The sequence below is a fragment of the Clostridium sp. D43t1_170807_H7 genome (genome assembly GCF_015555905.1).
In the GTDB taxonomy this organism is placed as follows: Bacteria; Bacillota; Clostridia; order Clostridiales; family Clostridiaceae; genus Clostridium.
Map to the genome: position 1 here is coordinate 46344 of NZ_JADNLK010000003.1, position 11997 is coordinate 58340.

An 11997-nucleotide genomic window follows, 5' to 3' on the forward strand; every position below is an offset into this window, starting at 1 on the left:
TCCACTTGAACTAACTCTTATTTCCTACACATTGAGCACTTAGGACTTCCAAAATATATAATTCCTTCTTTTCCTGATTGAAATAGTAATTCTACTTCTTCTATTGTTGAATCATTAAAATATATTTCCTCTTTAAACCATAACCATTCATTAATACTGCAAATAATAATAAAAACTATTATTGTAAAACTAATCATTATCCCTACTACTCTTTTCATATACCCCTCTAAATTTAACTTAATTTTATATATGCCTTTTCTATACTCTCTTCTCCTGTTGATTCTAATAAATTTTTCTTTGTACCTTGATATATTAATTTTCCATCCTTCATAAGTAAAATTACCATTAACTCATCTGGAATCACTATACTTTCAAGAATTGCTAACTGATGTGTTGAAATAATATATGTTCTATTTTTTTCTATATCATCACATAAAAAACTCTTAAGCTTAAAAATAGAAACAGGATCTAAACCTGAAAACGGTTCATCTAAAAAACAGAAATCACTTTCTGTTAATAAAGCTGCAATATGAGCAACTTTTCTTTTCATACCATTTGACAGACTATAAATAAATCTATTTTCTTTACCCTTTAACTCAAAATATTCTATTAATTTTTTTATTAATTCTTCTGATGATTTTGGGCGCTTATATACTTTTGCCACAAATGTTAAGTACTCCATAACAGATAAATCTTCAAATAATGAATATATTTCAGGCGAATATGATAAATGATTCTTATATTCATTTCCTCTAATTTTAATTTCATTACTTAAATAAATAATTTCTCCACTATCAATTGTTTTTTTTAGTTTTTGTATTCCTAATATATTTTGAATTAATGTAGTCTTTCCAGCACCATTATGTCCTAGTAAAGCATAAACTTTTCCTTTTTCAAATTGAATATTTACATTATTAAGAGCTATCACTGAATCAAAAACTTTAGTTATATTGTTAACCTTTATCTTATCTATCACTATTTTTTACCTCTTATTTTCATTGCATTATTTAACTTTTTAGAAATAGTAGTAAAAAGTAATGAAATTGGTACTGCTCCAACTAAACTAACTATAATTATATTAATAAAATTTATGTCTACACTTTCATGATTTATAATATATAATGCAAAGCTTTTTAAAGGTACATATTGAGTTTCTAATACTTCAAAACTTTTGTTAAAGTACATCATAGAAATTAAAAATAAAATAATAATTATTGTAAAAACTGTAACAAAATAAACCTTAATATTCTTCATTTTCCTCATCCCCCATAAATTAATTTAAAATAATTTCTTGAATTATTTTTCCATATTTTCCAAACAAAAGATTATTAAATTCATTAATTATAATCTCAATTAACAAATCTACTATACATTTTATTTTCTGTAGTAATTTATTCATGTAATTCATATGTTTTCACCATTATTAATTGTATTCCTATTAACAATAAACAGATTAAAAATTTACTTAATGTTAAACTTATATTCATAGCTAAACTAATTTGTTGAGATATATTTGGAATTATTATATATGATAAAATTATTGCTATGAAAACTATAGCACTTTTGATAATACTATTTATTGTTTTTCCAAATAATAATCTCAATATCACAGTTATAGTAATACATGAAGTTAATGAATATAAATAACTAAATATATCTAATCCATAAAATATTTCATTAAATGACGCATCGCCTGCAAATGCTGATATTAAAATACTAATAATCATTGCGCAAAATGATATATATATATACATAATTTGTAGATATATTATGTATTTTATTAAAGAAGCCCTCATATTTATTATAATCAAAAGATATTCTTTTCTTAACATGTCTAACATATAAGTTGAAATTGAAATTAGTAATATTATTTGTGCAATACTATTTAATCCCAAGGAATTCTTAATAATAAAATTTATAATTTGAATAAATAAAATAAAAAATATACAAAATGTTATATATAATTTACTTTCTATGAATGCCCTATCAAAATAAGCACTAAGTCTATCAAACTTTATACGTTGTTTAACTATACCTTTTTTATCTTCTATATTTGAAAACTCTCTATTTACTGATATTTTAATTATGAAACAGTTAATATTAGCTTTAATATCTCCATAACTCTATTGTATTTTTTTAGCCCAAATAAAATTTCAATTATATAGTTAACACTTTCTTTTTTCTGCTTTTTCAACTCACAAAATACAAATGGTAAAATTGCAGGTATACAAATAGAAAAATATAATTTAGGTAAAACATCAAAAGTAATTGGAATATTCTTCAATGTAGCTCCAAAGTAAAACACAGTTCCTATTGCTAAAATTATAGCTAAAATAAATATACAAACTATTTCTATTCTTTCCATTAAATTTATTAAAAATCTATTTTTAGCTCGTTTTAAAACCAATTCTAAATACATTTTATAATTTCTCATATATTACCTCTTTTACTTTTAAAGAGTAAGTAGTTTTAAATATTATTTCTATATGTTTATTTAATTAATATAATTTAAATCATTTTACTTACAGCCTAATTTAAATAATCCCTCTGATAATTTAATTACAAAACTAAAAGTTTTTTTCCCTCTCACCCAACATAAAGTATCACCTAAAGCCCATGTAATAAAAGCTACAAAAACAACTATTATAAATGTTACTAATCCTCCATAATATTGTTTTTTTCCTTCTTCAATCTCATTAGGAATTAATATCTAGAAATATCATTTCAAAGTAATACTTCTGAGTATTACCCCCCAATATTACTCAAACTATTTACCCCTTAGTAAAAATTATATATTTTTTCAAATAATTTGTAAATATTTTTAAATATTTTGTAACATTTTATAACTTTTTCTTTTTTATAATTTTGTGGTTATATTTTGATTTTATATAGAATAACTTATTTAATTTTTTATTTATATTTATTATAATTTTAAAAAAATAAAAAATAGACAGTTACTATCCTTTCAGATTTTCACTGCCTACTCATATAACTACTTTTATTCTTTTATCTTAAATTTAATTTATATACAAAAGTTATATATAAATAATACCTTTATAAAATTATTTTTCTTTAACCTCTTTAGCTTTAACAGGTTGTACAATTTCTTTATTTATTCCAACTATCTTCATAATTTGCTCAGATCTTTCCTTAGTTGATCCTGTAATTACTGAATACTTAACATTTTCAGCATCTAAGAATCCTAAGATAGCCTTATCCACCATTTGAGCAACTTCTTCATCTTGCCATCTAACTCCATCTTTCTTATAACCAAATTCTCTTGGTACAAAGAATATGTGATCATATTGTGGTAGATCTCTGATTGCTAAGCTATATAAATCATTTAATATTTCGATTTCTTTCTTAGTTCTCTTCTTATCTCCAAGCATTAATCTTCCATATATATACGGTACAAAAGTAGCATAGTCAGTTATAGCATAATCATGTCCATCTAAGCTCTTTTCTAAATGTAATTGACCTAAATATATTCCATATTGTTCTGAAATAGATTCAATCATACCCTTATCTCTTAAATAATCTGTACTATATTCTGTAGCAACTCCTACATTTATATCTCTAATTTTTAAGTCTACGTATAATTGTTGAATTAATGTTGTTTTACCACATCTTGGTCCACCTAATATAGCAATTCTTACTGGCATTGGTAACTCCTCCAAATATTTATATAAAATTTCATCTTTTTGTTCGTCCCTTTGAGAAATATAATTATACCAATAACTTAAATATTTTTCAACGACAATTTTTACTATATTTCGATATACCTCCGGGGAACACCCAATAAATGGGTGTTCCCCGGAGGCACATACATTTTATGGAATAGTTAAAGTATCCTTACTATATTCTTAACTGCTCTTTCCATATTAGTTTCTCCCGCCTTTAGTGCCTCCTCTAGAGCTACTACTCCAGGTAGTATTCCAATTATTGAAGTTATTCCCAAACCATAAAATTCTTCGATTTCCTCTCCTACATTACCAGCAAAGGCTATTACCGGTATACCATATTTTTTAGCTAACATTGATACTCCAACAGGGGTTTTTCCAAACTTACTTTGAAAATCTATACTACCTTCTCCTGTAAAGACATAATCTGCATCTTTAATTTTTTCTTCTAATTTTGAATATTGAACAACAATATCAATTCCTCTTTTAAGCTTTCCATTACATAATCCAAGAAGCGCTGCACCTAATCCCCCAGCAGCTCCTGCACCTTCAATATTATCAATCTCTTTATCCATTCTTTCTTTAATAATATTTGAAAAATGCTTTAATCCATCATCTAATATTTTAACAATTTCTTTATCTGCACCCTTTTGAGGTCCAAATACATAGCTTGCTCCATTAATTCCTGTTAGTGGATTCTTTACATCACAAGCAACTTCTATATCAACATTTAGAATTCTCTTATCAAAGGAAGACATATCTATATCTACAATTTTACTTAGCTCTCCACCACCAAATCCTATGTCTTGTCCACTTTTATCTATAAATTTTATCCCTAAAGCTTGAAGCATACCAACTCCACCATCATTAGTTGCACTTCCACCTAATCCTATTAATATTTTATTAACTCCTTTATTTAATGCTGAAATTATTAATTCTCCAGTTCCATAGCTTGTAGTAATCAATGGATTTCTTTTTTCTCTTGGAACTAACTGAAGTCCACTAGCTTCTGCCATTTCTATAATGGCAGTTTGCCCATCTCCAAGTATCCCATAAGTTGCAATAACCTTATTTCCTAATGGTGCAGTAACCTCTTCCTTATATAATTCTCCACCTGTTGCATCAACTAAAGATTGAACTGTTCCTTCTCCTCCATCTGCCATAGGTACATGAATACACTCTGCATCTCTATATACCTTTCTTATTCCTTTTTCCATTGCAATACAAACTTCTTTTGCAGTCATACTTTCCTTAAAAGAATCTGGTGCTAAAACAAACTTCATATATATTCCCTCCATAATAGCAAAATCCATTTTCCACTTTTTGTAACGACCCCGGAGGCCCTTACATAAAATGTAAGGGTCTCCGAGGTCGTTACATATTTTTACAGTTAATTATACTTCTTCTTCTGCATTAATCTTGCTCTCTACATATTTCTTATATTTAAATTTACTCTCTTCCATCATATTCTTTACTTTACATTCCAAATCCTTTTTATTATTTTCTTCAATTATTGAATATATGTTAAATAAATCTAATATCTCGTTTTCATCTATATACATATCTGTCATTAACTTTCTACTATTTAAATCTAAATCCTTAAACTTATCTTCATTTAATACAATCTTATTATAACTAGACCACATATATTTCTCTGGACTATCAACCATTTTAGCTCTGACTGGATTTAAATGTATATACCTACTAACCTCAAGTAATTCTATAACATTATTTATTAAATTACTAAAATATCTTCCTTGAAACAAATGACCTATACATTGATATTTACTATTAAAATATCTTGCATACATACTATTAATTCTTCTCATAAAAAAACTTGGCTCCTTAGTGCCAGTCTTCAAAAGCAAATGCACATGGTTACTCATAAGACAATAGCTAATTAATTTATAATTATCATCCTGATAAAACTTTAAAGTCTCTTTTAAAATTCCTAAATAAACAATATAATCAATATTTTCTCTAAATATTATTTCCTGATGATTTCCTCTATTAGTTATATGATAAATTGCTCCAGGTACCCACGGTCTCTTTGGTGATGCCATTAAAAACGCTCCTCCTTATGAAAGTTTTAACTAAATTATTGACAAATCACATAAAAATAATACGCCTCCGGGGAACATCCATTTATTGGGTGTTCCCCGGAGGCGCATACAAAAATTTACATTGGGTAGCTTTTGATTACTGCTAAGTTACCCTTAACAACATATTTTCCTAATGTTGCAGGTATTAAATAGCTATCTCCCATCTTTATTTCCTCACGGAAATCTTGTTTACTCACAGCTTTAGCAGCTTGTCTGCTCGTTCCCTCACTTTCAATGATTCCATCATTTTCAACAGTTCCATCACTTTCAACGGTTCCACAACTTTCAATAATTCCACAACCATCAACACAAGTTAAAATAAAGAACTTCTCTTCATTACTACAATCAGACCATTCAGTTTCAATATTAAATTTTTGCATACCAAAATACTCATTTTCGCAGAAATCTACTTTAGAGAATCCATCAAAATTCACAATCTCTTTATTTGATAAATTTACTGCTTTTAAATTAAAGTCAATTACATCTAAAGATTTCTCAACATGAATCTCTCTCGGTCTTCCATAATCATAAACTCTGTAAGTAACATCTGAATTTTGTTGTATCTCAGCTATTATTAATCCCTCACAAATGGCATGAACTAATCCACTATTAATTAAGAAACAATCTCCTTTTTTAACATCTACAACATTTAAATACTCTTCAGATCTTCCATCTTCTATAGCCTTAGCAAAGACTTCTTTATCGCAGTTCTTTGTTCCAACAATTAATTTTGCCCCTGGCTTTGCATTTACAACGTACCAAGCCTCTGTTTTACCAAATTGATTTTCAACTCTTTGAGCATATTCATCTCCTGGATGAACTTGAACAGATAACTTTTCTCTTGAATTTATTAATTTAACTAACAATGGGAACTTTTCTGTACTTACTTTTGAACCAACTAAAGCATGTCCAAATTCAGATATTATTTCATCAAACTTTTTTCCTTTTAATTCACCATTTGCAACTACTCCAGTTCCATTTGGATGACATGCAACATCCCAAGACTCACCAATATCTCCAGATGGTAAGTTATTTCTAAAAGCTTCTAAATCTCTTCCACCCCAAATTTTCTCACGGTAAATGTTTTCAAACTTGATTGGATACATAATAACTTCTCCTTCTCTCCTTTTATACTTAACTTTTATACCTAATTGAATTAATATTTTATTTTTAATATGTATATTTTTTGTACAACCTTCAAACACTATATATATGCTTAGGAATAAACTATTATGAAACTAATTGGCTTACATTTAATTATTCCTAAAGCTAAATTAATAATTAGTATTATGTATAGTATATTTACAACATTTATGTTGCAAGGAGGGAGCATCTTGAAAGATAAGTCTAATGTTTATTTGCCACATGTAAGAAGCTATTATGAACCAAGTCAAGAATTTTTAGTAAGTAAATCTCCAGAGGGAGTTGACACACCTCTAGCAAATACTGTTGAGGACCCTATAGTAGCCAACAATATAGCTTGTAATGAATTTAGTTACATAGATGACGGTGACGATATATAGATTAATATAACAACATAAATAACCTTAATATTAAATTTATTATTTGATTTAATTTTCAACTCAATAGGATAAAATCATATATTAAAGGAGATATAATATTATGGCTAAATCTAATGATAAGCAACACAGAACTAGAGGTGTTATGCCATCTAGTAATACCGAGCTTCCAAATCCTCTTAATAGTTTTAACAGTCCCCTTGGTAGTTTAAACAATAAAAATAAAGAAACTATCCAAAGGGAAAGTAAAAAAAATACCTTATTTTAATTAGTATCTCAAAATAAAAAATGCGCTGATAATTAAAAACTTCAGCGCATTTTTAGCTTGTCCTAGAGACAATTACATAATTATATTGCTATAACCATATTTAATTAATATTTTATTTCTAGTTTTCCTTAACTCTCTTGAGATAATTTATTATCTCATTTGCAAGTAAAGGATGCGAAAAATAATATCCTTGGAAGTAATCACAACCTACATTACTTAATACTTTAAATTGCTCTGCTGTTTCAACACCCTCAATTACAGTTTCCATATTAAGTAGATGAGCAATATTTTTTATATTATTTACAATTTTAAAATCAACATATGAACCATTCTCTATAAATATTTTATCAATCTTTAAAATATCAAGTTTAAATTTTTTTAAATAACTAAATGATGCATATCCTGTTCCAAAATCATCTAAGGCAATTTTTATTCCCTTTTTATTTAGTAACAATAAATTATCATGAATAATTATATTTTCATCAAGAACCACTGATTCTGTTATTTCAAAACATAAATTTTCCCAAATAACATTATACTCATTAAGAATTTCCTCAACCCTATTTACAAAATCAACTTCCATAAGTTGAATTGGAGAAACATTTATACTAACTTGTAATATATGACCTGAATTAAATAATTCAATAAAGTTTTTACATACTTCTTCTATAATCCAATAACCTATTTTAACTATCTCTCCAGTTTCTTCTGCATATTCAATAAACTTATCTGGGGGAATATATCCTAGTTTTTTATTATTCCATCTAATTAATGTCTCAAGCTTCTTTATAGACTTACTTTTATCTACTATTGGCTGGTAGTATAAAATGAATTCATTGTTATCTACTGCATACTTTAAATCTTCTTTCATATTTTCAATTTCAAGTATTTCTTTATAAATTGAATCATTAAAAAACAACAACTTTGAATTCTTGCTACTTCTTTTGCTAGAATACATCATAAAATCACTTTTATTAATTAAATCATTAAAACTATTTCCATCCTTAGGATATACAGAAACTCCAGCGGCAAAATTCATAAATACCTTTTTACCATTATTAAATGTTATAGGTTCCTTAAACTCTTCCAGTATTACATTATTAAAAAATAACTGTAACTCATCATTATCAATGTAATTGTTATATATAATTATAAATTCATCACCAGAATATCTAGTTACTATTCCCTTATCTTTTAAACACTTTTTAAGTCTCCTGCTAAAATTAACTAATACTTCATCTCCTGCACTATGGCCAAAAACATCATTAATATATTTGAATTTATTTAAATCAACAAATATTAATGCAAAATTTTTATTAGCCTCTATTAAATCATTGGATAGATTAAATAATAATTTTCTATTAGGTAATTTTGTTAATTCATCATAATAAATAAGAGATTTAATTTTCTTATCAACTAAAGTTCCTAAAGAACTAGAAATAACCTCTAATTGTTCAAATTCATTTAAACTTTCAAAGTTTAAATCTTCATTATCCAAATTTCTCAATAATATTTTCAGCTTATCTAAAGACTTTAATATTGGTTTAAATGTTCTTCTAATTAGTAAAACTAAAGCTAATAAATAAATTACTCCCAAAATAGTAAATATCAAAATTCTAAAATCATTAACTCTTTTCATATATTTACTATAAACAATAGAATCTTTATCAAATTCTAAAAATATCTCTATATTACCATCAAAAATATTCTCTAACTTTGCTATGTAATTATTCTTTTTATTATTAATACTATTAACAATTCCATCGCTAGAATAGTAAGTATTATTATCAATTTTTATGTATGCATTTAATTCCCCCATATAAAATTTAGAATTTATATCCTCAATCAAATCATCCAGTAAAATATCTAAAATAAATATTCCTAATGGGTCATCACTTTCATCTGAATAAATAAAATTAATTACTGCCATTGTATATTTTCCACTTCCAGGATCAGTATAAATATCCGTTATTATTTGTGAGTTTTCTTTACTAAATCCAAAATTATCTAATTCATAATTAGAAATCACATTTAAATTTTCAATTAATTCTCCCGAATAAAACAAATATTCTCCTAGAATATTTATAAGAGTAACATGATTTATAAATGTTAAATCTTTTAAATACTCTTGAATATATTCAATTTCTTCAATTACTTGTTTTGTCTCCTGTTCAGTTAAATCATCAATGCTTTTATTATTATTTAAATAAGTTATTATATTTTTATCTTTTGCTAACCCATTTGCAATATCTCTTAATATATATATTTCTTGATTTAGTATTTTTTTAGCTTCATTATAATGAGTATTATATGTAAACTCAACACTCTTCTTTAAACCATACTCCATAAGTATTCCATTTGTTGATACTAAAAGTCCCACAAATACAATCCCTATAAGAGTCAGTCTTAAATTTATTTTTTTAGTAAAAATCAATCTGCCATCCCCTATTAACTTTATTTTGTTATTATATGAATATATTACCATATAAAATTTCTTAAATCTACCAATTATAATTTTAGGATTTCTTGTAAATATTTTACTATAATGTTAAAATAATAATGATTGTTTATAACAAAAGTTAGGAAGGAGATACTATGGAAAATTTTAAGAAACTTAAGCCATCAAAAGACTTATGGATGAAGATAAAATGGATGGGATCCTATGCTAAACCAGCAATTCTATTCTTAATATTTTCAATAATTGTTAATGTTATATTTGCTATTATAGGCATCTATAATGTTACAGTTTCAAAATCATTAATAGACTCTGCAATTAGTGGTGACTCTGATGCTACAATTCGCTGGTTAATTATAATGCTTTCCATTACTTTAATTAGTATGCTATCAAGTCCAGTAACATCATTTATGAGTACACACTCATCAACTAAATTAACACAAAATATTCAAAGAAAAATATATCAACATATACAATGTAGTGATTGGCTAGAACAAAGTAAATTTCACTCTGTAAGCTTATTAACAAGAGTAACATCAGATGTTAGTAATATTAGCTCTGCTATTCTTGGTACAATTCCAAGCCTTGTTTCACTGCTTGTTACATTGATTGGTTCTTTTTATACCCTAATAAGCTGGGCCCCTTCAATTGCATTAGCTGCAGTTTTTCTTGGTCCATTCTTAATATTAGTTGGTAAATATTTTAGCAGTAAACTTAAAGATCTATATAAAGAAGCTCAAGAAGAAGATGTTAAATATAGATCATTTATGCAGGAATCTATTCAAAACATAATGATAGTTAAAACATTCTGTATGGAAAAAATAAATATGCATAGACTTATTGATATTCAAAATAATAAATATAAAATTGCTATGAGAAATACAAGACTTTCAGTAATGACTTCAATGTCTATGAGCTTTTGCTCTTCTCTTGCTTACTTCACAATATTTACTTGGGGAGTTTTAAACATTGCAAAGGGATTATCAACTTATGGTACATTTACAGGAATGCTTCAATTATATAGTAAAGTACAAGCACCATTTTCTTCATTAGCAAGTATGATTCCTGGACTTATTTCAACTATGGCTGCTGCTGAAAGACTTATGGAAATAGAAGCTATTCCAGTTGAAAAAATGGCTGATGAAAAAGAACTTGATGATATTGGTAGTTTAGAAGTTGCTTTAGATACTATTAGCAGTAAAGCATCTTCTGCATTTAATAAACCTAATATAGTTTTTGATAATGTAAGCTTTGCTTATAAGGCTAATAATAATATTTTAAATAATATTAATTTAACTATAGAAGCTGGGGAAACCCTTGCCTTTGTTGGTCCATCTGGTGAAGGTAAGACAACTATGATTCGATTGATTTTATCATTAATTAATCCAACTGAAGGTAATATATTACTTAGTGAAGGTGATCTTGTTAAGGATATTAATAGAAATTATAGAGAACTTATTTCTTATGTACCTCAGGGGAATACCTTATTCTCTGGAAGTATTAGAGATAATCTTAAATATGGTAATCCTAATGCTAGTGATGATGAAATTAAAGCTGCTTTAAGTAATGCCTGTGCTCTTGACTTTGTTAATGAACTTGAGAATGGTCTTGACACTATGATTGGTGAAAAAGGTGTTGGTATTTCAGAAGGACAAGCTCAAAGAATTGCTATTGCTAGATCATTCTTAAGGGAAAGACCTATATTGATTCTTGATGAAGCTACATCTGCTCTTGATCCTGAAACTGAAGTTAATGTTTTAAAGGCTGTTAGAGAATTACCTACTAAACCTACATGCATAATAATAACTCATAGACCTTCAGCCCTTAATATTTGTAATAGAATTATGAAGTTGGAGAAGGGACATCTTAGAGAGGTTAGTAGAGAAAGCATATTAGAGGTTGCCAGTGAATTAGTTTAAAAAAATAAGCTACATATGTATTGCATCTATTAATTGAATTCATATGTAGCTTT

13 protein-coding genes are annotated in these 11997 nt (G+C 26.7%); 3 read left to right on the plus strand and 10 right to left on the minus strand.

The genetic code is table 11. From position 1 onward, the window contains the following. Positions 1-17: 17 nt before the first annotated feature. From I2E98_RS02700 to I2E98_RS02740, 9 genes are all read right to left on the minus strand, one after another. The gene (locus tag I2E98_RS02700; protein ID WP_195467427.1) at positions 18-218 is read right to left on the minus strand and encodes a hypothetical protein; all 201 of its coding nucleotides are present in this window, start codon (positions 216-218) and stop codon (positions 18-20) included. A 14-nt stretch (positions 219-232) separates the two neighbouring features. Next, on the minus strand, positions 233-976 hold the full coding sequence (locus I2E98_RS02705) for an ABC transporter ATP-binding protein (RefSeq protein ID WP_195467428.1): 744 nt from the start codon (positions 974-976) through the stop codon (positions 233-235). After that, positions 976-1254 (minus strand): hypothetical protein, encoded by a 279-nt coding sequence (locus tag I2E98_RS02710; protein ID WP_195467429.1) that lies wholly within the window; start codon positions 1252-1254, stop codon positions 976-978. The genes I2E98_RS02705 and I2E98_RS02710 overlap by 1 nt, the downstream gene beginning before the upstream one ends. 137 nt (positions 1255-1391) lie before the next feature. Continuing rightward, complete coding sequence (locus I2E98_RS02715; RefSeq protein ID WP_195467430.1) at positions 1392-1895, minus strand: hypothetical protein; 504 nt, start codon at positions 1893-1895, stop codon at positions 1392-1394. A gap of 188 nt (positions 1896-2083) precedes the next feature. Further along, the gene (locus tag I2E98_RS02720) at positions 2084-2434 is read right to left on the minus strand and encodes a hypothetical protein (protein WP_195467431.1); all 351 of its coding nucleotides are present in this window, start codon (positions 2432-2434) and stop codon (positions 2084-2086) included. Between the two features lie 628 nt (positions 2435-3062). After that, positions 3063-3662, minus strand: a complete 600-nt coding sequence (locus I2E98_RS02725; protein WP_195467432.1) for an ATP-binding protein — start codon at positions 3660-3662, stop codon at positions 3063-3065. Positions 3663-3841: 179 nt separating this feature from the next. Beyond that, positions 3842-4963, minus strand: a complete 1122-nt coding sequence (locus tag I2E98_RS02730) for a glycerate kinase (protein WP_195467433.1) — start codon at positions 4961-4963, stop codon at positions 3842-3844. A gap of 111 nt (positions 4964-5074) precedes the next feature. Continuing rightward, a complete protein-coding gene (locus I2E98_RS02735) occupies positions 5075-5743 on the minus strand; it encodes a transposase (protein WP_195467434.1) in 669 nt (222 codons plus the stop codon). Between the two features lie 116 nt (positions 5744-5859). Beyond that, positions 5860-6888, minus strand: coding sequence for a type I phosphomannose isomerase catalytic subunit (locus tag I2E98_RS02740; protein ID WP_195467435.1), 1029 nt, complete (start codon positions 6886-6888; stop codon positions 5860-5862). A 228-nt stretch (positions 6889-7116) separates the two neighbouring features. Here I2E98_RS02740 and I2E98_RS02745 point away from each other — a divergent pair, with 228 nt between their 5' ends. Then, a complete protein-coding gene (locus I2E98_RS02745) occupies positions 7117-7305 on the plus strand; it encodes a hypothetical protein (protein WP_195467436.1) in 189 nt (62 codons plus the stop codon). 100 nt (positions 7306-7405) lie between these two features. After that, positions 7406-7570, plus strand: a complete 165-nt coding sequence (locus I2E98_RS02750) for a hypothetical protein (RefSeq protein ID WP_195467437.1) — start codon at positions 7406-7408, stop codon at positions 7568-7570. Between the two features lie 118 nt (positions 7571-7688). Here the strand turns inward: I2E98_RS02750 and I2E98_RS02755 are convergent, their stop codons facing one another. Continuing rightward, on the minus strand, positions 7689-10004 hold the full coding sequence (locus tag I2E98_RS02755) for a bifunctional diguanylate cyclase/phosphodiesterase (protein ID WP_195467438.1): 2316 nt from the start codon (positions 10002-10004) through the stop codon (positions 7689-7691). 161 nt (positions 10005-10165) lie between these two features. Here I2E98_RS02755 and I2E98_RS02760 point away from each other — a divergent pair, with 161 nt between their 5' ends. Next, positions 10166-11944, plus strand: a complete 1779-nt coding sequence (locus I2E98_RS02760; RefSeq protein WP_195467439.1) for an ABC transporter ATP-binding protein — start codon at positions 10166-10168, stop codon at positions 11942-11944. Positions 11945-11997 lie beyond the last annotated feature (53 nt).

What these genes read in the sequence shown, in the direction of transcription:
- I2E98_RS02700 (WP_195467427.1), bottom strand. Translation starts at nt 218, where the DNA reads ATGAAAAGAGTAGTAGGGATAATGATTAGTTTTACAATAATAGTTTTT.
- I2E98_RS02710 (WP_195467429.1), bottom strand. Translation starts at nt 1,254, where the DNA reads ATGAAGAATATTAAGGTTTATTTTGTTACAGTTTTTACAATAATTATT.
- I2E98_RS02720 (WP_195467431.1), bottom strand. Translation starts at nt 2,434, where the DNA reads ATGAGAAATTATAAAATGTATTTAGAATTGGTTTTAAAACGAGCTAAA.
- I2E98_RS02725 (WP_195467432.1), bottom strand. Translation starts at nt 3,662, where the DNA reads ATGCCAGTAAGAATTGCTATATTAGGTGGACCAAGATGTGGTAAAACA.
- I2E98_RS02730 (WP_195467433.1), bottom strand. Translation starts at nt 4,963, where the DNA reads ATGAAGTTTGTTTTAGCACCAGATTCTTTTAAGGAAAGTATGACTGCA.
- I2E98_RS02735 (WP_195467434.1), bottom strand. Translation starts at nt 5,743, where the DNA reads ATGGCATCACCAAAGAGACCGTGGGTACCTGGAGCAATTTATCATATA.
- I2E98_RS02740 (WP_195467435.1), bottom strand. Translation starts at nt 6,888, where the DNA reads ATGTATCCAATCAAGTTTGAAAACATTTACCGTGAGAAAATTTGGGGT.
- I2E98_RS02750 (WP_195467437.1), top strand. Translation starts at nt 7,406, where the DNA reads ATGGCTAAATCTAATGATAAGCAACACAGAACTAGAGGTGTTATGCCA.
- I2E98_RS02760 (WP_195467439.1), top strand. Translation starts at nt 10,166, where the DNA reads ATGGAAAATTTTAAGAAACTTAAGCCATCAAAAGACTTATGGATGAAG.